Below are 20186 nucleotides of genomic sequence, written 5' to 3'. Positions count from 1 at the left end.
CGCATTTTGCAATCCGAATCAATGCCTCCCTGCCAGAAGGGGAGGCATTTTTCTTTTGGGGCAAGCGCTGACGATGAGGTTTTTCTGGCTTTCGCGTGAGCAAGAGGCTATTTGGAACGCCCGACGGAAATCTGGACCGCTATGAGAACCCACCTGATCTGCCTCACGACGAGCCTCGCGCTCGCGCTTTTTGCGGCCGTGCCGACGGCGACAGCCGTGACAGTCGTTCCGGAAGGAAATCGCAATGCGAGCCAGCCTGGCGTTCCGGCTGCGTCGGCAAAACGCACCCGCGATCTCAACACGACCTACGAAGCCAAGTACCAGAAGATCTACAATCTTCTGAAAACGGACTCCAAACTGCGCTCGAAAATCGCCAGCGTTGCCCGGACCTATGGCATCGATCCGGTCCATATTGCCGGCGCGTTGATCGGCGAGCATACCTATAATGTCGATGCCTATGACCGCCTGCAAACCTACTACGTCAAGGCGATTTCCTACGTGCAGCAGGGCCTCGCATTCGACTATCAAGGCGAGACCATCGGGACTTTCGTCAAGCGCCCGCAATTTTCGGAATGCGCGCAGTTCAAGGACAGCTTGCGTTTGTGGACCTGCCGGGAGGACGTTTGGGACCATGATTTTCGTGGCAAGACGGTCGGCGGCAAGCGCTTCCCCGACAACCGTTTCAGCACTGTGTTCTTCCAACCCTTCTATGCCGGCCAGAGTTTCGGCCTCGGGCAGCTCAGCCCGCTGGTCGCACTGCAGATGACGGATATGGTCAATCGGTATTCGGGCCTGCCCAAGCTCGATGCCGACCACGCGGCCGAGGTTTACAAGACCATCATGGACCCCGATCTGACGTTGCCCTACATGGCGGCAACGCTGAAGCACTCCATCGAAGTCTACCGGCGCGTTGCCGATTTCGACATTTCCAAGAATCCCGGCGTCACCGCGACGCTGTACAATACAGGCGGTGCCGATGCACGCGCCCGCGCGCTGGCCGACGCCAACGCCGCGCGTATCGCCAATGGCCAGGCGCCGGAGTTTCCGGCCGAAAATTACTATGGCTGGCTGGTGAATGAGAAGATCGACCAGCTGCGGGCATTGTTCTAGGCCACAGGTTCAACGCTTCGGCACGGTTTTCAACCGCTCGATCAGTTCGCGGGCGGTCGCATCGTCCATGTCGGCAATGGTGATCACCAGCAGGTTGGCAAGTTCTGTCGCTGCCGGCGAGAGTCCACCGGTATCGATGGTGACGCGCGGGTCCGAAATCATCGCGAGCCGCTGCAATTCCTCCGCCTCGTCCCAGATGATGTTGAAGTACTGGATGATGCGCTGCAGCTTGTCCCAGGTCGGTTGACCACGATTGCCGTGCTCGAGCGCCGAAAGGTAGGCAGCCGAGACGCCGATTGCCTTGGCCATTTCCTTTTGCGAGATTCCCCGCTCGCTCCGGAGATCGCGAAGTTTTTTCCCGAACGGTGTCATGGCGCATCGCTCAGGCGGCGCATGCGCACATAGATAGCGCCGCTGCCGCCATGGTTACGGGCCGCGTCCTCATAGCCATTGACCAGCGGGCGGAACGACGGCGTCGCAAACCATAGTGGCACAGCCTGCTTCAGCACGCCGTCGCTTCCGAATGAAGAACCCTTGCCGGTAATGACCAGCACGTAGCGCAGCTTGCGCAAATGCGCCCGTTGCAGAAATCCGAGCAGCAGCCCATATGCCTCGCTTTGCGTCAGGCCATGGAGATCGATCCTCGCCTCTATGTCGACGCGCCCGCGCGCGATCTTCTTGTGCGTCGGACGGTCGATCGGATGCAGACGATGCGGCGGCGGGGCTTTTGGAGCAGTAGGGCCGAGGGCCATCGGCTTTGTATTCTCCGGCGCGGACGGATGGACCTTGGCTTCCTTCTCTGGATCGTCGCTGAGAAAGAGCGGCTTGGTCTTGCCCTTCAACGGCCGTGCGGTCTTTGCCACCGTCTCCCAGAGGATCCGGTCTTCAAGCGTGGCAAATCCATCCTGCGGCCGCTTCCTCATCGCGCCCCGACCAGCAGCGAACGGGGCACCAGCGCATAAAAATCGGCACGGTTGCGGATGCCGCCGGCGATTTCGCCGGCCGCGTCGCCCGATCCGGCAAAAAGATCGCCGCGGGCCGGGCCGACAATTGCCGAGCCGGTGTCCTGCGCAATCATCAAACGGGCAAAGCCGTCGCCGCCAAACGCCTTCAAGTCCGGCGCATTTATATAGAACGGCGTGCCAAATGTATGCAGCAAGCGGTCGACGGCGAGCGAGCGACCATTGGTCAACGGCACTTTGGCTGCGGCGACAGGTCCAAGCGTTTCATCTTCGACATCCGCCTCGCGGAAAAAGATGTAGGAGCGATTGTTCCACATAAGCGCCTGGGCCTTGTCCGGATTTGCCGCCAGCCAGGCGCGGATTGCCTGCATCGACATTTTTTCAGGCGGAACTTCTCCGCTTTCGAGGAGAATCCTGCCGATACCGGTAAACCTGTGCCCGGTTTTCGCAGCATAGGTGATCCGCCGGAGGCGGCCATCGGTCATGTTGAGGCGAGCCGCGCCCTGTACGTGAATGAAGAAGGCGTCAACCGGGCTTTCGACAAAGGCGATTTCTAGACCCTGGCCGGCGAGCGCACCCTTCTCGATTGCCGGTCGGTCGAAGTATTCGGTCAAGCCTTCGGGCGTTTTTCGCGCAAAGGCGAAATAGGGATCGAAGCCTTGCGGTCGATTGCTGTCATTGACATCGACGAGATCGGCCGGGCGGCCGAGAAATGGGACAGTGAAACGATCGGTGCGTACGGGCGACGCCGCTACCTCTGGCTCGTAGAAGCCCGTTACAAATCCATCTTCGGCATCCGCCGGCCGGACCAGGGCCGGCCTGAACCAGCGCTCGAAGAACTGCCGCGCTGCCGCGTCGGTTTCTACCGATGTTTCACGTGAATCAGCAAAAATCGGCGCAAGCGCCTCAAAACTGATCCCAAGGGAGCCGCTCCTATAGGGTTTTTCCAGTACATGCTGCGCGGAGCGCCGGAAGGCCTCGAAAGCGGGAAGATGGTGATCGTCTTGCCAACCGGGGCAATCTGTAAAATCCACCGGCTTGAACAGGGGCGACAGCATGGCTTTATCTCAATCGCTGATTAGTCTTCCGCTTCGGTCGCCACGAGCTTCCAGTTCGGGTCCTTCGAACGCGTGTCGCGGGCGAACGTCCAGACATCCTTCACCTCGGCAACCGCTTCCTTGTCGCCGTCGATGACCGTACCGTTCTTGTCGAGCGTTGCGGAGATCAGTTCGCTGACAATGCGCACAGTGACGTGCGATTCCGTGCCCTTCATCTCGGCGCCGATAATATCGGCCTTGTTGATGCCAACGAAGGACGACTGAACCTTTTCGCCGCGCGACTCCCGATCGGCTATGGCGGCGACGAAACCGTCGAACACTTCGCGTGACAGGAGCGACTTCAACGTCTTGCGGTCGCCATCAGCAAAGGACATGACGATCATTTCATAGGCCATCTTCGACCCGTCGAGGAATTTTGCCGGCTCGAATGTCGGATCGGCATTCTGAATCGCCCGCAATCCGTCATTGAGCGGCGTACCCGGCTTGGCAACAGCATCGACCTTTTCGAAGCTGCTTTCCTTCACTTCGCCGCGACGCGGCAGCGAAACCACATTGTCGCTCGGCTTGGACTTGTCATCGACCTCGGCCGTGCGGGTGTAGGGATTGAACGGAGGGCGCTCGTTGCCGGTCCGCCGGCCAAGGACCTTGCGCAGCTGGAGGAAGATTACCACCGCCGCCACGAAGAAGAAAATCGTTCCAAAGTCCAGATATTCCATGTCGCCTGCCACTCATCCCAGCGTTCGTTAGGGTCTTCGATCTTCTGCCGAAATACCAAATTCATATAGATTGCCAATGGCAATCATACAAATGCTCATCTTGCTTGCCTATATAGGCATGAAATCGACGCGGGGAATGGATAATATCCCCATATGTCCTTTGAAAGGTAAATTAGTTTTGCGATCGCTTTTCGTTCCCCTGCTCCTGCTCGCCCTGCCGTTCCTGGAGATTGCAGGATTTGTCATCGTTGGCAGCAAGATCGGCGTGCTAGCGACGCTGAGCCTCGTGATCCTGTCGATCTTTCTCGGCGTCTTCCTTCTGCGTGTCCAGGGCTTCGGCCTCATCCAGCGTATTCGGTCCGAGACGGCAGCCGGTCGCACACCCGGGCGCGAACTCGTTCACGGTGTCATGTTGATCGTCGCGGCCTTCCTCCTGATCGTTCCCGGGTTCATTACCGATATCATTGGCCTGCTTCTGTTCATTCCGGCAGTGCGGGATGTCGGCTGGCGGCTGGTCAAGGACCGCATCGTCGTCGTCAAGCCCGGTATGCGCCGGTCGCCGCGTTCGGATGCCCCAAGTCCGAGGGACAGGGTGATCGATCTTAATCCGGAGGACTTTTCAAGAAAGCCGGACCCAGATTCGCCGTGGAACCCGAAACCTTGAGGCAGAGAGTTTTACGGCTCTGGGCTTCGGCTGCTGGAACTATAGGATTAGAGGTCGCGGCTTGCCTCGTTAAGGCACACATGCTAGCGAGCCACATCCAAATCGATAACCGCCGAAGCGGACGCAACAAAAGAAGGTTTCCAGACAATGGCTCAAAAGCCTGACGAGAATGCCGAAAACGGCAACGAAGTGACCAATGGGAATGGTTCGGGCCAGCAGCAGACGCTGAACATTCTGGCCCAATATGTAAAGGACCTTTCGTTCGAGAGCCCGGGCGCTCCGCTTTCGCTGCGTCCGCGCGACAAGGCCCCCGGGATCAGCATCAACGTGAACGTCAATGCCAACCCGATTGCCGAGAATGACTTTGACGTCGTTCTGACACTTTCGGCCAAGGCCGGTGAAGGCAAGGAAGTCCTCTTCAATGCCGAACTCGTCTATGGCGGCGTCTTCCGTCTCGTTGGTTTCCCGCAGGAGCATTTGCTGCCCCTGCTCTTCATCGAATGCCCACGCCTTCTCTTCCCGTTCGCGCGCCAGATCATTGCGGAAGCCACCCGCAACGGCGGTTTCCCGCCACTAATGATCGATCCGATCGATTTCGCGCAGATGTTTCAGCAGCGCATGGCCGAGGAACAGGCCAAGGCCAAGGTCAGTTGAGCCGAATACGTTTGATTTGAGAAGAACCCGGGCTGGTCCCGGGTTTTTTATTGGTGAACGGCCACGCGTTCGTTCCAGATAGCCTTTTCGCCGATCTTTGCGACGAGTTGTGCATGGGCGGATATTTCAGCCTCGGTCAGGCGCGGCTTCAGCGGCACAGGGCGCGGCGAAATCAGGATCACACGAGACTCGCCGCCCGTGCGGCCGCTGTCACTCTGTTCGGCGATGGTCAAACCGAGTGCCGCCTGTTTGCCGCCGATAAGTTCGATATAGACTTCGGCGAGCAGTTGCGAATCGAGAAGCGCGCCATGCATCGTGCGGTGGCTGTTGTCGATGCCGTAGCGCCGGCAGAGCGCGTCTAGCGAATTTGGACCCATCGGATGCTTGCGACGCGCTAGCGCCAGCGTATCAACGACCCGGTCCGTATGGATGGGGGGATGACCAAGCCGATTAAGCTCGGTATTGATAAAGCCGATGTCGAACATCGCGTTATGCGCGATCAGCTTGGCGCCATCGATGAAATCCAGGAAGTCATGCAGGATGCCGGCGAAAAGCGGCTTGTCGAGCAGCTTGTCGTTGCTGATGCCATGAACCGCCAGCGCATCGGCGTGAACAGCCTTGCCTTCAGGATTGATGTAGACGTGGAACGTACGGCCCGTCGGAAACCGGTTGATCAGTTCGACGCCGCCAATTTCGATGACGCGGTCTTCCAGCCGGTCGAGGCCGGTTGTTTCCGTATCGAAAATGATCTCGCGCATCGACTCACCTTTTTGCCCACGTTCCATGAAACCAGCGCGTGGGGCAAGTCCGGATTGTCAGTATCCCCTTTTCAACGACGAGGGCTCACGCCTCAGCGATCAGCGCCGCGATGACCTTGTTGACTGCGGCGCGCGTGATAGCAAAATCGTAACGCGTGTCGACGACGAAATCCGCCCGCCTTCTCTTTTCGGCATCGGGCATTTGTCGCGCCAGGATTGCTTCGAGCTTTTCCGGCGTCATGCCAGGCCGATCGAGGACGCGTTGGCGTTGAACCTCTTCCGGCGCAGAAACGACGAGAACCTTGTCCACGCGCTTTTCGCCGCCAGTTTCGAACAGCAGCGGAATGTCGAGGACGATCAACTTTTCCCCGCGCTCCCTCGCCTCATCGCGAAACCTGATTTCTTCGTCGCGAACGAGCGGGTGGATGATTGCCTCGAGCCGCTTCAACGCTTCGGGATTGCCGACGACGGCCGACGAGAGCTTCGTGCGATCAACCGTGCCGCCCGCCGTCGTCCCCGGGAACGCTTCTTCGATCAGGGGCACGGCGACGCCGGAATAAAGCCTGTGCACGGCGTCATCGGCCGAATGTACCGGAATTCCCGCGTCCATGAACATCTGCGCCGCGGTGGATTTGCCCATGCCGATCGATCCGGTTAGCCCAAGCACGATCATCGCTTTGCCATGTCCGCGAGCACAAGGTCGCGCAATTCTGCGGTTACTTCCGGCCTTTTCCCGAACCAGTGTTCGAAGCCGGGTACTGCCTGATGCAGCAGCATGCCGAGCCCATCGGCGGTCTTCAATCCGCAAGCGCGTGCGGCATGCAGCAGCGGTGTTTCGAGCGGAACGTAAACAATATCGGTAACGAGGGCGTCAAGTTTGGCACTTGCAAGATCAATCTCCAGCGCCTGCTTGCCTTCCATGCCCAGCGACGTCGTGTTTACGATGAGATCGGCGTCCCGTGTCAGTTCGGGCAGAGCCGTCCAGGAATGAGCGCTAACGCCTTTGCCAAATCGGTCGGCAAGTTCCTGCGCACGGCCAAGGGTACGATTGATGATGCGGATGTCGCTAAAGCCGCGCTGCTTCAACGCATAGACGATGGCGCGGCTGGCGCCGCCCGCGCCGAGAACAAGTGCGACCCTGCCCTTGTCCCAGCCCCGGCTATAAGCGTCGAGATTTGCCGCAAAGCCATAGGCATCCGTATTGCCGCCCCAAAGCGCGCCGTCACGGAACCAAAGGGTGTTGACCGCCCCAATCTCCTCTGCAGCGGCATCGAGCTGATCGGCGAGAGCGAAGGCTGCTTCCTTGTGCGGAAGCGTAATGTTGCCGCCCACCAAACCGGCCTGCCGCATCCCGGTGACGAAGTTCGCGAAATTATCAGGCGCAACTTCAATCGCCCGGTAGGAACCCGCAAGGCCGTGGATCTTCAGCCAATGGCCATGAATGAGCGGCGAGCGCGAATGGCGAATGGGATAACCAGCAACAAAGGCATGCAATGCGTCAGCCATCGATGGCACCTTCCCGGCGCAGCACAACAAGCAATGGCAGCAAGGGCAGGCCGACAATGGTGAAATAGTCGCCGTCAATCTTTTCGAACAATTGCACGCCCTCGCCTTCGATCTGATAGGCACCGACACTTTGCAGGGCAATCACGCCGGCACGGGAGAGGTAACGCCCGATAAAGCCCGAGTCGAGATCGCGCACCGTCATGCGCGCGACAGATACGTGTCGCCACAAGGTCTCTCCATCCCTCGCAAGGACCACAGCGCTGTTCAGATGATGCGTCTGGCCCGAAAGCTTGAGCAATTGCCGGCGGGCAGCATCCATGTCGGCAGGTTTGTGCAGCACCTCATCGCCAAGGGACAAGGTTTGATCCGACCCGATGACCAAGGCCCCGGGATTGCGTTCACTCACGTCGAGCGCCTTGGCTTCGGCGAGGACAAGCGCGACATCTTCGGGTGTTGCGCCGGTGTCGTAAAGCGGCGCTTCCACCGCGCGCTCTTCGATATTCGCTGCTTGCGCCGTGAAGCTGATGCCGGCGTTTTTCAAGAGCGTTGCGCGGAACGGGCTCTTGGAGGCTAGGATGATATCCATGGCGTCGTCCTCGTAAGATTGGTTGCTGCCTGCGTTATCGCCCCTCTGCCCGGAGGGCAAGAACCGCGGCTGCGGTTTCTTCGATGGAGCGGCGCGATACGTCTATCATTGGCCAGTTATGGCGATGACATATCTGCCTCGCATAGGTCAATTCCTCGATAATGTTGGCGCGATCGAGATACTGCTCAGCATCGAAATTCTGCGAAGCACCGAGCACCCGGTGCTGGCGCACCTGGGATATCCGTTCGGCAGATGCGACCAGTCCCACGACCAGCGGCCTTTGCGAGTGAACAAGAACGTCGGGTATCGGAACGCCGACAACGATCGGCACATTGACCGTCTTGATGCCGCGATTGGCGAGATAAATGCTTGTCGGCGTTTTCGACGTGCGGGAAATGCCGATGAGGACAACATCCGCTTCCTCAATATCGAGGGGCAATTGGCCGTCATCGTGTTCCATGGTGAAGTTCAGCGCATCGATGCGGCGAAAATACTCGGCGTTGAGGACATGTTGTGCACCGACGCGTCGCCCCGCCGGCGTGCCCAGATAAGATTGAAAAATTCCGAGAACGGGTTCCAGCACCGACACGCAGGGAACGCCAAGCGCCGCACAGCCATCGTGGATCATTGCCGCAAGGCGTTGATCGATAATCGTATAGAGAACAATCCCGGGTTCGGCATCGATGCTGTCGAGCACGCGTCGGATCTGCTTTTCAGTGCGTATCAGCGGATAAATGTGCTCGATCGCCCGCGCATGGGCATATTGCGCCGAGGCCGCTCGGCCAGCGGCGATGAGAGTCTCTCCGGTCGCATCAGAAATCATGTGGAGATGGAAGTAGTTTACCGGTTTCGTCACAGGAATTTCCAAGCTCTGTTGATGGCTGGGGATAAAACGCCTCGCCTCCCACAACAGATGGCAGCCATGTGAATTCTTGGCAAGTCATCCACAGCGGGCGCGCCTGTGGGCGTCTCTTCGCAGGGCTGCGGCACTGTGGGGAAATTCAAAACCTCTCCATGCTTGTCCGCCATTTCTTCACAGGAATTTCCACAGCTACCCTCAGCATAAACCATTGAATTATATTAAAAAAATCGACAGTCCTTACAAAACCTTCCAGAATCTGTTTGGCTATCCCGGACTAATCGTTCAATTTGTTAGCTGTGGGAAAGTTCTGGCATTCCGGTAATTCCCAGTACAAACAGACTCTAAGAATCAGAAAATCCAAAATAGATCTGAATTTCTTTTTTATAGAACAGGGTGGAGAGAACGATGGTTCGCAAAGTGATGAAAGTCCTTGGAGGCGAGACTGTCTTCCCTCCTCCAATCTGGATGATGCGCCAGGCGGGGCGCTATCTGCCTGAATACCGGGAGGTCAGAAAGAACGCTGGAAGTTTTCTCGACCTTTGCTATTCACCCGACCTTGCCGTCGAAGTGACCATGCAGCCGATCCGTCGGTTCGGCTTTGATGCGGCAATTCTGTTTTCCGATATTCTCGTCGTGCCGCACGCACTGGGTCGTGATCTTCGTTTTGAAGAAGGTCGCGGTCCGTTGATGACGCCGATCGATGTCGATGGAATATTCTGGCTTGAATCGGGTGGGGCGGCTGATCGCCTGGAGCCGGTCTACGAGACCGTTCGGCTTCTGCGGCAGCAGCTGCCTAACGAGACGACGCTGCTCGGCTTCTGCGGGGCGCCCTGGACCGTTGCGACCTATATGATCGCCGGACACGGTACGCCGGACCAGGCGCCGGCCCGTCTCTTCGCCTATCGCCATCCCGATGCATTTCAGAAATTGCTGGACGAGCTTGCCGATGTCTCAGCCGAATATCTCATCAGGCAAATTGGGGCCGGCGCCGATGCCGTGCAAATCTTCGATTCCTGGGCAGGTGTTCTCGACGAAGCGTCGTTCGAGCAATTCTGCATTGCTCCGGTAGCGCGGATCGTGGAGAAGGTTCGGGCGGTTCATCCGACAGTGCCGGTCATCGGCTTTCCAAAGGGCGCAGGCGCTCTCTATGCCAATTATCGTGAGCGAACTGGCGTTACGGCACTGGGCCTCGATTGGTCTGTGCCGCTTTCCATGGCGTCATCCTTGCAGGGTAGTGGTCCGGTTCAGGGTAATCTCGATCCCTTACGGGTCGTTGCCGGCGGCAAACCGCTCGACGACGGTGTCGATGCAATTCTCGAAGCTTTGGGACATGGCCCGCTGATCTTCAATCTCGGTCACGGCATTACGCCGGATGCCCCGGTCGCGCATGTGGAGCAGATGATCAACCGCGTCCGCCTCGCTTCTCCGCGGCCCTGATATGTCGATCACGGGGTTCGAGCGATGAGCAGTTCCGATTCAGGCAAAACGAAGTCGAGCAACGTTCCGCTTCTTCCGCGCGCGATCGTCGCGGCTGTTGCGCTGTGCCTGGTCGTCCTGGTTGTTTTCTATCCCGACGATGCTTACCTATGGGTCAAGGCTGTCCACGTCATCGCCGTGATCTCATGGATGGCCGGGATGCTCTATCTTCCACGCCTGTTTGTCTATCATTGTGCGGTTCAGCCGGGGTCGAGCGAGTCCGAGACCTTCAAGGTCATGGAACGAAGGCTGCTTAAGGCAATTATCAACCCTGCAATGGGGGTGACGTGGGTTGCGGGCCTATGGCTCGCCTGGAAGAGTGCGGCCTATATGGATGGCTGGTTCCACGTCAAGTTTCTGGCCGTTCTCATTCTTTCAGGCGTTCATGGATACTTTTCGAAGTCGGTAAAGTTGTTTGCCGAGGACCTAAATGTCAAATCTCAGCGCTTCTGGCGGCTGATGAACGAAGTTCCGACGCTTCTCATGGTCATTATCGTCATCATGGTCATCATAAAGCCATTTTGATTGATCACAGAAACTGCTAATCTAGCATCAAAACCAATCATGAAATCACTTGCCCTTGCTGGCTGGATTAGCTAGATAGGGGCCTCCTCTCCGGAAATACCGCCACAGCATCTTCAGCCAAATCTTTTTTCTGGCACTGCGTTTGGGCATCGTCATTTCCCTTTCCCATTTCTCAACATTAAAATTAAGAGTTCCGCCACACATGCAGGAAATGAAACTACAAGAACTCAAGAACAAGACGGCGGTTGACCTTCTCGCCTTTGCGGAGTCGCTTGAGGTGGAAAATGCCAGCGTCATGCGCAAACAGGAATTGATGTTTGCGATACTGAAAAAGCTGGCTTCGCAAGAAGTCGAAATCATCGGCGAAGGCGTCGTCGAAATCTTGCAGGACGGATTTGGCTTCATGCGGTCCGCCAATGCCAACTACCTCCCAGGTCCAGACGACATTTATATCTCGCCGTCGCAGATACGGCGGTTTTCGCTGAAGACCGGCGATACGGTCGAGGGTCCCATTCGCGGCCCGAAGGAAGGCGAGCGTTATTTTGCGCTGCTCAAGGTCAACACGATCAATTTCGAAGACCCCGAGAAGATCCGCCACAAGATCCACTTCGACAATCTGACGCCGCTCTATCCGAACGAGCGTTTCAAGATGGAGCTGGAAAATCCGACCACCAAGGATCTGTCAGCGCGCGTGATCGATCTCGTCGCGCCGCTCGGCAAAGGCCAGCGCGGTCTCATCGTTGCACCGCCGCGTACGGGTAAGACTGTCCTCCTCCAGAACATTGCCCATTCCATCACAGCCAATCATCCCGAATGTTATCTCATCGTTCTTCTCATCGATGAGCGTCCGGAAGAAGTCACGGACATGCAGCGTTCGGTAAAGGGCGAAGTTGTATCATCGACATTCGACGAGCCGGCCTCACGCCACGTTCAGGTCGCCGAGATGGTGATCGAAAAGGCCAAGCGTCTGGTTGAGCACGGACGCGACGTCGTCATCCTCCTCGATTCAATCACCCGCCTCGGCCGCGCCTACAACACGGTTGTGCCGTCATCGGGTAAGGTTCTGACCGGCGGTGTCGACGCCAACGCCTTGCAGCGACCTAAGCGCTTCTTCGGCGCGGCCCGCAATATCGAAGAGGGCGGCTCGCTGACGATCATCGCGACGGCCTTGATCGATACCGGTAGCCGCATGGACGAAGTGATCTTTGAAGAATTCAAGGGTACGGGCAACTCGGAAATCGTGCTCGACCGCAAGGTCGCCGACAAGCGTATTTTCCCGGCGATGGACATTCTGAAGTCCGGCACGCGCAAGGAAGACCTTCTCGTTCCGCGCCAGGATCTCCAGAAGATCTTCGTTCTGCGCCGCATTTTGGCGCCGATGGGAACGACCGATGCCATCGAATTCCTCATCGACAAGCTCAAGCAGACTAAGACCAATGGCGAGTTCTTCGACTCGATGAATACATAACCTAGCTGCCCGGTCGAAGCAGTGCAGACAGCGCTTCGGCAGAGGTTACAGGTGCAAGGCAAACAAACCCGCGGCAAAGATAGGCCGCGGGTTTTTCTATTGTGACGTCGCCGCCACCGGGTACGAGTTCAACCTTCTTGCCCTCGGTGAATTCAATCCAGACATCGCTTCGCCGCGGATCGGGGGAGCGCAGTGCGGTCTCCACCAGCGGATGATCGAAGATTGGCGTCACGATGACGAGTTTCATGGGCTCGAGCAGCAGGCTGGCGCTGTTGAGGACCCCGGCCTGGCCGAAACGCTGCTGCAGAACGCGGCCGATTGCACCTTCCGTCATCCGCTCCGTTCGTTCGCGCAGCTGGTCGTCGTTGGATAGCGTGGCAAGGCGCGCCATGGCCTCTATGATCTGGCCGGTCGCGCTTGGTATGGCCTCATCCTGATCGCCGCGGACGCGGATGATAACGTCTCCACTATCGGAAGCGGTCAGGGCATATCCTCCGTCCGGAGCTTGATACCAATTATCAAGCGCAGCAAGCCAGCGGCGAGCGTCGGCGATATAGGCGTGCTCATGCGTTACCTGATACAATGAAAGCGCGGCATTCATCATGGCGGCATAGTCGGACGACAATCCCGGAAATTGGCGCGAATTTCCCAAGACTGAGTGAGGAAGACGATCCTCGACCATCGATTCGGCAACGGAACGATAGGTTTCAATCGCAAGAGCCAGCCAATCCGGGCGATCAAATACCACCGAAGCTTCGGCAAGAGCGCGAATGGCAAGGCCATTCCAGTCGGTCAGCGCCTTGTCGTCTCGTCCAGGCCGCGGCCTCGCCTCGCGTAACTCAAAAAGCTGGCGCCGTTGGCGAGCGAGGTCTGCCTCTTCTTGGACGCTGCCCAATCGTGGCGTTCGCAATCTGTTAAGGATATTTTTACCCTCCCAATTACCGCCTTCGCTCACATCGTAGATTTGCCGGAAGGTCTCGAAATCCGCGTCGTCCGGGATGTCTTGGCTCGACCATACGTAGAAGCGTCCTTCTTCGCCCTCACTATCTGCATCGAGGCTCGAAGCGAACCTGCCATCGATACGCATTTCACGTTCCAGCCACGCCACCGTCTCTTCGATTCGTTCACGAAACAATTCTTCGCCAGTCGCCGCATATGCCCAGGTGGCATGGCGGATCATCTGTGCATTGTCATAAAGCATCTTTTCGAAATGTGGCGCGAGCCAGTTCTCGTCCACCGAGTAACGCGACAGTCCTCCGCCCAGGTGATCGTAGATACCTCCCTGCAGCATCATGTGCAGGCTGGTCAAAAAGGCGTGGCGATGGGTCTTCGCACCCCTACGCAGCCAAGACAGCCACAATGTATCCATGAACGGCGCACTCGGAAACTTGGGCGCACCGGCAATGCCGCCTTTCTCGAGATCCATCATTTCGTAAACATTTCGGGCGAATTGATCAAAGAGTGCTGCATCTAGCTTTGAAGGCTCGGCTCGCGCATCAAGGCGACTGCTGACATGATTCACCAGAGCCTGAACGTTTTGTTCGACGTGTATCGTGTCTTCGTGCCACACCTTGCTGATCAGACGCAGGACATCGAGAAAACCGGGCTTGCCATAACGTGAATGCTTCGGAAAATAGGTGCCGCCCCAGAAAGGCTTCGCTTCCGGCGTCAGAAACATCGTCAGCGGCCACCCGCCCTGTTCGCCCATGGCGCCGAGCGCTGCCATATAGATCTGGTCGATGTCGGGTCGCTCCTCGCGGTCGACCTTGACGTTGACGAAAAGCTCGTTCATCAGAGTCGCCACCTCGGTGTCTTCGAAACACTCGTGGGCCATAACGTGGCACCAGTGGCAAGCGGCATAACCCACAGATAGCAGGATTGGCTTTTGCACATCCTGTGCCTCGGCGAGCGCAGCAGGACCCCACGCCCGCCAATGGACCGGATTGGTGGCATGCTGACGCAGATAGGGGCTTGATTCCTGGCCAAGCAGGTTTCGTTGCTCAGTCATCTTCGCTGCAGCCTTTTCGAAGAAGCCCTTGAGTGGCTATTGAGGACCATTCTAGTACGGAAGTTGAAAATGAAACAGAGTTTCTCTGGCGAGACTATATTCGCACTCTCAAGTGGCAGACTGCCTGCCGGTGTGGCGGTCATCCGTCTGTCTGGCCCAAAGACTCGATTCGTTATCGAAACAATCTGTGGTAAGTTGCCAGCGCCACGCGTGGCTGCGCTGAGAACATTTGTCGATGGCGACGGTAATCCTATCGACAGAGGCCTTGTTATCTATTTTCCGGCTCCGAGCAGTTTTACCGGTGAAGAGTGCGGGGAATTTCATTTGCACGGCGGCAAGGCGGTAGGCGACGCAATGATTACCTGCTTGTACTCCTTTGAGGGTTGTCGGATGGCCGAGGCCGGCGAGTTTACCAAACGCGCCTATGCAAACGGCAAATTCGACCTGACGGTTGCCGAAGGGCTGGCGGACCTTATTGCTGCCGAGACCGAGGGGCAGCGGAGGCTCGCCTTGCACATCGCCTCGGGAGCGCAAGCGGCGCTTTACTCGGGTTGGCGCCAGGAACTCATTCGCGCGCGCGCCCTCATCGAAGCAGAACTCGACTTTGCCGACGAGGCGGACGTCCCCGGCTCAGTGTCGGATCAGGTGTGGACCAGTCTTAACGAACTCGGCCAACGGATTGGCAAGCACGTGGCGGACGGCAAGCGAGGCGTTCTTGTTCGCGACGGCTTCCGTGTGGTCATAGTGGGAGAGCCGAACGCAGGCAAATCAAGCTTGCTCAATGCGCTTGCGGGAAGCGATGTCGCCATCGTCTCCGACGAGCCCGGAACAACACGCGACCTGATTGAGATCAAACTCGACCTCGGGGGACTTCCCGTTCTCGTGACGGACACAGCAGGCTTGCGTGACACGGATGGGAAAGTCGAACGCATCGGAATTCATCGTGCACGCGAACGAGCGGCGGCCGCCGACCTGGTGGTCGCTTTGGTCGACCTCTCCAATCCTGCCGCCACCTTCCCCGAAGGTATAGATAACGCAGCCGTGCTGCGCCTTGGCACCAAGTTCGACCTGAACCCGGCCTATAAACGGGATGACTGCGACCTGGTGATTTCCGTACGAGACAATGATGGACTTGAGATGCTGCTCGCGTTCCTTGCAAACCGCGCCGCCGAGGCTGCGGGCAATTTGAGTGATCCATTACCCACGCGCCGACGCCATCTCGAGCTTCTGGCGGAAACGAGCCACGAACTTGAAATGGCCGTCACGCAAAACAATGCGCCTCTCGAAGTGAGGGCCGAGCTCTTGCGACGCGCTTCCTTCGCGCTGGGACGAATTACGGGCCACGTCGATGTTGAAGATATACTTGATGTCGTCTTCTCTCAGTTCTGTATCGGCAAATGATTCACGTGAAACATCGAGTCGAACGGGGCTCTCACAGATGGGATGTTTCACGTGAAACATAGTTTAGCGACTCATACTTGACTCCACACGGAGTTTTGCCCATCAAGGCGAAGTTTCGAATCTCTGAAAGCAATGTATCGTGCAAGACGTCTATGATGTCATCGTCATCGGTGGAGGCCACGCCGGCTGCGAGGCTGCGGCTGCTTCCGCGCGCTTCGGCGCAAGAACTGCGCTGGTAACACATCGCGCTGATACGATTGGAGTTATGTCCTGCAATCCCGCCATCGGCGGCTTGGGTAAGGGCCACCTTGTCCGCGAGATCGACGCTCTTGACGGCTTGATGGGCCGTGTGGCGGATGCTGCAGGTATTCAGTTCAGATTGCTCAACCGCCGCAAGGGCCCTGCGGTGCGCGGACCGAGAACGCAGGCCGACCGCAAGCTCTACCGCCTGGCAATGCAGCAAGCCATCGCCGAGCAGCCAAATCTGGACGTGGTCGAGGGCGGAGCCAATGACCTGATTATCGCTGACGGTAAAGTCACTGGTGTTCAACTCATGGACGGCCGCGTGCTCTCTTGCGGCGCCGTCGTGCTGACGACTGGAACTTTTCTTCGCGGTCTCATCCACATCGGTGAGAAGAAGATACCGGCGGGCCGAATGGGCGAAGCGCCGGCTCTCGGTCTCTCTGATACACTCATGCGTCACGCGTTTGCGTTGGGTCGGCTCAAGACGGGCACCCCACCACGATTGGACGGTAGAACCATTGACTGGAACGGACTGGACGTCCAGTCGGCGGATGAAGAGCCCCTGCCCTTCTCGCTGATGACGGACGCCATCAATAACCCGCAGATTGATTGTGGCATAACACGGACGACGCTTAAGACCCACGACATCATTCGAGCGAACCTCCATCGCTCGGCGATGTACTCTGGTTCGATCGAAGGGATTGGTCCGCGCTATTGTCCATCAGTCGAAGACAAAATCGTGAAATTCGGCGATCGTGACGGGCATCAGATTTTCCTGGAGCCAGAAGGTTTGGACGATCACACGGTTTATCCAAACGGTATTTCGACGTCGCTACCTGAAGACGTACAAATCGATATCTTGAAGACGATCCCCGGGCTTAAGCACGCCACAATGCTGCAGCCGGGCTATGCGATCGAATATGATTTTATCGATCCACGCGAACTTGACCGTGCTTTACAGACGCGGCGCATCGGCGGCCTGTTTCTGGCAGGGCAGATCAATGGTACTACAGGTTACGAAGAAGCTGGTGCTCAGGGTCTGCTAGCGGGCTTGAACGCAGCGCGCCTGGCAGGGGCTGGTGACCCGGTGATTCTGCAGCGGACAGAAGCCTATATTGGTGTGATGGTCGATGATCTGACTTCCCGCGGTGTGACCGAACCCTATCGAATGTTTACCTCCCGTGCAGAATTCCGGCTGTCCCTTCGTGCTGACAATGCCGACGAGCGCTTGACGCCGGTGGCTGAGAAGCTGGGCATTCTCGGTGCTGCGCGTCGCGCGCGCTTTGCAGCACGGACCCGCGACCTCGATTCGGCGCGTGAACTTGCTCAGAGCCTGACGATTACACCAAATGCCGCCGCGGCTCATGATCTTCATCTCAACCGCGATGGCATTCGCCGGTCGGCCTACGATCTCTTGGCATTTCCGGATATTGATCTTGGTCGGATCAAGCGGATTTGGCCCGAACTTGGTGAAGTCAATCCGCGCATTGCCGAATCGCTGGAGATCGAAGCCCAGTACGCTGTCTATCTCGACCGCCAGAAGGCCGACGTGGCGGCAATGGAGCGAGAGGAAGCTCTCGTGATTCCTGCGTCCGTTGACTTTGCAACGACTTCGGGACTTTCGAATGAACTCAAGCAAAAGCTAAAACAGCGGCAACCTCGGTCGATCGCGGAAGCCCAGCGCATTGACGGGATGACACCGGCTGCCCTTGCTCTGATCATTACCCAGATACGGAAGGTGACAACGGACACTCGAGACGTCGCGTGAGTGATCAGCGCGAAGCAAGTCTAAGAAAAGTGTTATCCACTGTTTCACGTGAAACAGTGGATAATCTTGTCGGGTTTGAAGACCTATTCCGCAAATGGTCAAAGGCGATCAATCTCGCCTCCCCATCTACGCTTGATCAGCTGTGGGATCGTCACATTATCGATAGCGCGCAGCTATTCAATCTCGCGCCTAATGCTAAGACGTGGCTGGATCTGGGGTCGGGCGGGGGCTTTCCAGGCGTTGTGATCGCGATTCTTCTTAACGAACGCCATGGCGGAAAAATTGACCTGGTTGAGAGCAACGGCAAGAAGGCGGCGTTCTTGCGGACCGCAATCGGGCAGTTCAAGGCACCCGGGATCGTTCACGCGGCGCGGATAGACAGTGTATGGAGCAAGATCGCAACGCCGGATATTGTGACGGCTCGTGCATTGGCATCTTTAAGCGACCTATTTGTTCTAACCGGCCCGTGGCTCAGAAGCGGTGCAACAGCGCTTTTTCAAAAAGGGCGGGATTACCGGCGGGAAGTCGCGGAAACCCGTGACGATTGGGTCTTCGATCTGGTAGAACACCGAAGTGCGGTCGACAAAGATTCGGTCATCTTGCAGATCAGCAATCTGCGACCAACCGAACCTCGCGTCTGACGCGCGATTCGTCCGCCTCTGGAATACGGTTCTGCTCAGGAAGATAGTGATGAACAGTCAGACTCGCATCATTACCATAGCCAATCAGAAAGGCGGGGTTGGCAAGACAACCACCGCAATCAATCTGGCAACGGCCTTGGCAGCTATCGGCGAGAACGTCCTGGTGGTCGATCTTGATCCACAGGGCAATGCTAGCACCGGGCTGGGTATCGATCGCAAAAATCGCGACGTTTCCTCGTATGATGTACTTATGCAGACGGCATCGGTGGAGGACGCTGCGGTTGCGACAGCAGTCCCGAATTTGTCTTTGATTCCATCGACGCTCGATCTCCTTGGTGTCGAAATGGAAATCGCAAATGCTGCGGACCGGGCCACGCGTTTGCGCAAGGCCTTCAGGGGAAATCCGGTTGCCTCGCCATATTCCTACATATTGATCGATTGTCCGCCTTCCCTCAATCTATTGACGATGAACGCAATGGCCGTTGCAGATTCGGTCTTGGTGCCTTTGCAGTGTGAATTCTTCGCGCTTGAAGGGCTCAGCCAGCTGCTGGAAACCGTCAGCCAGGTTCGTGCTTCGCTTAACCCGCAGCTGAATATACAGGGCATTGTCCTCACCATGTATGACGGCCGCAACAATCTGGCGACGCAGGTGGTTGACGATGTTCGCTCGTTCATGGGGGACAAGGTCTATCGAACCGTCATTCCTCGCAATGTTCGCGTTTCCGAGGCGCCCTCTTATGGTATCCCGGCGATTCTATATGATTTGAAATGTGCTGGCAGCCAGGCATACCTTCAGCTTGCATCGGAAGTCATCCAGCGCGAACGCCATCTGCGCGCGGCCTGAATATCGATTCGAAGACGAAATGATTATGAAAGTTGACGACTATGAATGAAGATCTCTCGAAAAAGCGCCTTGGCCGTGGACTTGCGGCGCTTATCGGCGAAATGGACCGCGTTCCCGAGGAAAGCGCATCGCATCCAGTGGCGCCGCAGGACCGAAACATTCCGATCGAATTCATAACGCGCAACCCACGCAATCCGCGCCGGCTTTTCACGGAAGGCGATCTTGAGGATCTGACACAGTCGATCCGTAAACATGGCATCGTCCAGCCGGTTGTCGTGCGTCCCGTCAGCGGTTCGCCAGATCACTATGAGCTCATTGCCGGAGAACGCCGCTGGCGTGCGGCCCAGCGCGCCGGTGTGGCATCGATCCCCGTGATCATTCGCGAGGTTAATGATCGCGTTGCGCTCGAGCTGGCGATCATCGAGAACGTCCAGCGCGCCGATCTCAATCCGATCGAAGAAGGCATGGGATATCAACAACTTATAGACGATCATGAGTATACTCAAGCTGATCTTGCGCAAGTGATCGGCAAGAGCCGCAGCCATGTCGCCAATACGCTGCGCCTATTGAAATTGCCGGAGCCCGTACGCGACATGATTACCAATGGCGCGCTCTCCGCCGGCCACGCGCGTACGCTTATTACTGCAGAAAACCCCGGCGCACTCGCGGACAAGATCGTGCGCGATGGGCTGTCAGTGCGCCAGGCCGAGGCTTTGGCGCAAAGCGGCGGCGAATCGCCGACACCGAAGCCGAGGGCCGAGCGCGACAGCGAAAAGGATGCCGATACACGGGCGTTGGAAAAGCTGCTTTCCGATGTGACCGGCATGCGCGTGACGGTCAATCATCAGAACAAGGGCGGCGACGTGCGCATTCATTACACGACGCTGGAGCAACTCGACGAGGTTTGCCGGCGCCTGCAAAGCTGATTTGCGAGCG

The 20186-nt window shown here is 57.5% G+C and carries 21 protein-coding genes; 11 read left to right on the top strand and 10 right to left on the bottom strand.

The features are described 5' to 3' along the window. The first annotated feature begins 141 nt into the window (after positions 1–141). Positions 142–1110 carry a DUF1402 family protein gene (locus AC1DNI_RS01040; protein ID WP_477690507.1) on the top strand — a complete coding sequence of 323 codons (969 nt, stop codon included), beginning with the start codon at positions 142–144 and terminating at the stop codon, positions 1108–1110. Between the two features lie 9 nt (positions 1111–1119). On the opposite strand, the gene AC1DNI_RS01035 is transcribed toward AC1DNI_RS01040, so the two are convergent. The 4 genes from AC1DNI_RS01035 to AC1DNI_RS01020 are packed head-to-tail and all read right to left on the bottom strand — an operon-like array spanning position 1120 to position 3846. Next, entirely contained in the window at positions 1120–1482 is a 363-nt protein-coding gene (locus AC1DNI_RS01035; RefSeq protein ID WP_477690506.1) for a helix-turn-helix domain-containing protein, read from the bottom strand. Further along, complete coding sequence (locus tag AC1DNI_RS01030; protein ID WP_477690505.1) at positions 1479–2033, bottom strand: Smr/MutS family protein; 555 nt, start codon at positions 2031–2033, stop codon at positions 1479–1481. Before AC1DNI_RS01030 ends, AC1DNI_RS01035 begins: the two co-directional genes overlap by 4 nt. Then, complete coding sequence (mltA, locus tag AC1DNI_RS01025) at positions 2030–3130, bottom strand: murein transglycosylase A (protein WP_477690504.1); 1101 nt, start codon at positions 3128–3130, stop codon at positions 2030–2032. Before mltA ends, AC1DNI_RS01030 begins: the two co-directional genes overlap by 4 nt. Positions 3131–3150: 20 nt before the next feature. Then, positions 3151–3846 carry a Tim44/TimA family putative adaptor protein gene (locus AC1DNI_RS01020; protein ID WP_027230927.1) on the bottom strand — a complete coding sequence of 232 codons (696 nt, stop codon included), beginning with the start codon at positions 3844–3846 and terminating at the stop codon, positions 3151–3153. 178 nt (positions 3847–4024) lie between these two features. On the opposite strand from AC1DNI_RS01020, the gene AC1DNI_RS01015 reads away from it, so the two are divergent. Together AC1DNI_RS01015 and secB are read left to right on the top strand one after the other, a co-directional pair. Continuing rightward, positions 4025–4510, top strand: coding sequence for an FxsA family protein (locus AC1DNI_RS01015; RefSeq protein WP_477690503.1), 486 nt, complete (start codon positions 4025–4027; stop codon positions 4508–4510). Between the two features lie 147 nt (positions 4511–4657). Further along, positions 4658–5164 (top strand): protein-export chaperone SecB, encoded by a 507-nt coding sequence (gene secB, locus AC1DNI_RS01010; RefSeq protein ID WP_477690502.1) that lies wholly within the window; start codon positions 4658–4660, stop codon positions 5162–5164. Positions 5165–5211: 47 nt separating this feature from the next. Here the strand turns inward: secB and dnaQ are convergent, their stop codons facing one another. The 5 genes from dnaQ to AC1DNI_RS00985 form a co-directional block, all read right to left on the bottom strand. Continuing rightward, on the bottom strand, positions 5212–5922 hold the full coding sequence (gene dnaQ, locus AC1DNI_RS01005) for a DNA polymerase III subunit epsilon (protein WP_477690501.1): 711 nt from the start codon (positions 5920–5922) through the stop codon (positions 5212–5214). An 85-nt stretch (positions 5923–6007) separates the two neighbouring features. Then, the gene (gene coaE, locus AC1DNI_RS01000) at positions 6008–6595 is read right to left on the bottom strand and encodes a dephospho-CoA kinase (RefSeq protein ID WP_477690500.1); all 588 of its coding nucleotides are present in this window, start codon (positions 6593–6595) and stop codon (positions 6008–6010) included. After that, on the bottom strand, positions 6592–7428 hold the full coding sequence (locus AC1DNI_RS00995) for a shikimate dehydrogenase (protein ID WP_477690499.1): 837 nt from the start codon (positions 7426–7428) through the stop codon (positions 6592–6594). The genes coaE and AC1DNI_RS00995 overlap by 4 nt, the downstream gene beginning before the upstream one ends. Then, positions 7421–8014, bottom strand: coding sequence for a Maf-like protein (locus AC1DNI_RS00990; protein WP_477690498.1), 594 nt, complete (start codon positions 8012–8014; stop codon positions 7421–7423). Before AC1DNI_RS00990 ends, AC1DNI_RS00995 begins: the two co-directional genes overlap by 8 nt. Positions 8015–8048: 34 nt before the next feature. After that, positions 8049–8837 carry a pyruvate, water dikinase regulatory protein gene (locus AC1DNI_RS00985; protein ID WP_477691451.1) on the bottom strand — a complete coding sequence of 263 codons (789 nt, stop codon included), beginning with the start codon at positions 8835–8837 and terminating at the stop codon, positions 8049–8051. Between the two features lie 444 nt (positions 8838–9281). On the opposite strand from AC1DNI_RS00985, the gene hemE reads away from it, so the two are divergent. The 3 genes from hemE to rho all read left to right on the top strand — a co-directional run bounded on the left by hemE (position 9282) and on the right by rho (position 12345). After that, entirely contained in the window at positions 9282–10313 is a 1032-nt protein-coding gene (gene hemE / locus AC1DNI_RS00980) for a uroporphyrinogen decarboxylase (RefSeq protein ID WP_477690497.1), read from the top strand. A gap of 24 nt (positions 10314–10337) precedes the next feature. Continuing rightward, positions 10338–10877 (top strand): protoporphyrinogen oxidase HemJ, encoded by a 540-nt coding sequence (gene hemJ, locus AC1DNI_RS00975; protein WP_477690496.1) that lies wholly within the window; start codon positions 10338–10340, stop codon positions 10875–10877. Positions 10878–11079: 202 nt separating this feature from the next. Continuing rightward, the gene (rho, locus tag AC1DNI_RS00970) at positions 11080–12345 is read left to right on the top strand and encodes a transcription termination factor Rho (RefSeq protein ID WP_027230937.1); all 1266 of its coding nucleotides are present in this window, start codon (positions 11080–11082) and stop codon (positions 12343–12345) included. Between the two features lies 1 nt (position 12346). On the opposite strand, the gene AC1DNI_RS00965 is transcribed toward rho, so the two are convergent. Continuing rightward, positions 12347–14353: a thioredoxin domain-containing protein gene (locus AC1DNI_RS00965; protein ID WP_477690495.1), complete on the bottom strand. Its 2007-nt coding sequence runs from the start codon at positions 14351–14353 to the stop codon at positions 12347–12349. 69 nt (positions 14354–14422) lie between these two features. On the opposite strand from AC1DNI_RS00965, the gene mnmE reads away from it, so the two are divergent. The 5 genes from mnmE to AC1DNI_RS00940 all read left to right on the top strand — a co-directional run bounded on the left by mnmE (position 14423) and on the right by AC1DNI_RS00940 (position 20176). Further along, complete coding sequence (mnmE, locus tag AC1DNI_RS00960; RefSeq protein ID WP_477691450.1) at positions 14423–15754, top strand: tRNA uridine-5-carboxymethylaminomethyl(34) synthesis GTPase MnmE; 1332 nt, start codon at positions 14423–14425, stop codon at positions 15752–15754. A 139-nt stretch (positions 15755–15893) separates the two neighbouring features. Further along, entirely contained in the window at positions 15894–17765 is a 1872-nt protein-coding gene (gene mnmG / locus AC1DNI_RS00955) for a tRNA uridine-5-carboxymethylaminomethyl(34) synthesis enzyme MnmG (RefSeq protein ID WP_477690494.1), read from the top strand. Next, positions 17762–18406: a 16S rRNA (guanine(527)-N(7))-methyltransferase RsmG gene (gene rsmG, locus AC1DNI_RS00950; protein ID WP_477690493.1), complete on the top strand. Its 645-nt coding sequence runs from the start codon at positions 17762–17764 to the stop codon at positions 18404–18406. Before mnmG ends, rsmG begins: the two co-directional genes overlap by 4 nt. A 49-nt stretch (positions 18407–18455) precedes the next feature. After that, positions 18456–19250, top strand: coding sequence for a ParA family protein (locus tag AC1DNI_RS00945; RefSeq protein ID WP_477690492.1), 795 nt, complete (start codon positions 18456–18458; stop codon positions 19248–19250). A 41-nt stretch (positions 19251–19291) separates the two neighbouring features. Continuing rightward, complete coding sequence (locus AC1DNI_RS00940) at positions 19292–20176, top strand: ParB/RepB/Spo0J family partition protein (RefSeq protein ID WP_027230943.1); 885 nt, start codon at positions 19292–19294, stop codon at positions 20174–20176. Positions 20177–20186: the final 10 nt, after the last annotated feature.

The organism is Phyllobacterium sp. 01N428 (genome assembly GCF_056399405.1).
This window is presented reverse-complemented; position numbering and strand designations above follow the sequence as displayed.

Bases quoted from the DNA above. Each gene is read 5' to 3' on its own strand.
- AC1DNI_RS00940 (WP_027230943.1), top strand. From the start codon at position 19,292: ATGAATGAAGATCTCTCGAAAAAGCGCCTTGGCCGTGGACTTGCGGCG.
- mltA (WP_477690504.1), bottom strand. From the start codon at position 3,130: ATGCTGTCGCCCCTGTTCAAGCCGGTGGATTTTACAGATTGCCCCGGT.
- AC1DNI_RS00945 (WP_477690492.1), top strand. From the start codon at position 18,456: ATGAACAGTCAGACTCGCATCATTACCATAGCCAATCAGAAAGGCGGG.
- AC1DNI_RS00965 (WP_477690495.1), bottom strand. From the start codon at position 14,353: ATGACTGAGCAACGAAACCTGCTTGGCCAGGAATCAAGCCCCTATCTG.
- AC1DNI_RS01040 (WP_477690507.1), top strand. From the start codon at position 142: ATGAGAACCCACCTGATCTGCCTCACGACGAGCCTCGCGCTCGCGCTT.
- secB (WP_477690502.1), top strand. From the start codon at position 4,658: ATGGCTCAAAAGCCTGACGAGAATGCCGAAAACGGCAACGAAGTGACC.
- AC1DNI_RS01035 (WP_477690506.1), bottom strand. From the start codon at position 1,482: ATGACACCGTTCGGGAAAAAACTTCGCGATCTCCGGAGCGAGCGGGGA.
- AC1DNI_RS00995 (WP_477690499.1), bottom strand. From the start codon at position 7,428: ATGGCTGACGCATTGCATGCCTTTGTTGCTGGTTATCCCATTCGCCAT.
- hemE (WP_477690497.1), top strand. From the start codon at position 9,282: ATGGTTCGCAAAGTGATGAAAGTCCTTGGAGGCGAGACTGTCTTCCCT.
- AC1DNI_RS00985 (WP_477691451.1), bottom strand. From the start codon at position 8,837: ATGATTTCTGATGCGACCGGAGAGACTCTCATCGCCGCTGGCCGAGCG.
- rho (WP_027230937.1), top strand. From the start codon at position 11,080: ATGCAGGAAATGAAACTACAAGAACTCAAGAACAAGACGGCGGTTGAC.
- AC1DNI_RS01030 (WP_477690505.1), bottom strand. From the start codon at position 2,033: ATGAGGAAGCGGCCGCAGGATGGATTTGCCACGCTTGAAGACCGGATC.
- AC1DNI_RS01020 (WP_027230927.1), bottom strand. From the start codon at position 3,846: ATGGAATATCTGGACTTTGGAACGATTTTCTTCTTCGTGGCGGCGGTG.
- hemJ (WP_477690496.1), top strand. From the start codon at position 10,338: ATGAGCAGTTCCGATTCAGGCAAAACGAAGTCGAGCAACGTTCCGCTT.
- dnaQ (WP_477690501.1), bottom strand. From the start codon at position 5,922: ATGCGCGAGATCATTTTCGATACGGAAACAACCGGCCTCGACCGGCTG.
- coaE (WP_477690500.1), bottom strand. From the start codon at position 6,595: ATGATCGTGCTTGGGCTAACCGGATCGATCGGCATGGGCAAATCCACC.
- mnmE (WP_477691450.1), top strand. From the start codon at position 14,423: ATGAAACAGAGTTTCTCTGGCGAGACTATATTCGCACTCTCAAGTGGC.
- AC1DNI_RS00990 (WP_477690498.1), bottom strand. From the start codon at position 8,014: ATGGATATCATCCTAGCCTCCAAGAGCCCGTTCCGCGCAACGCTCTTG.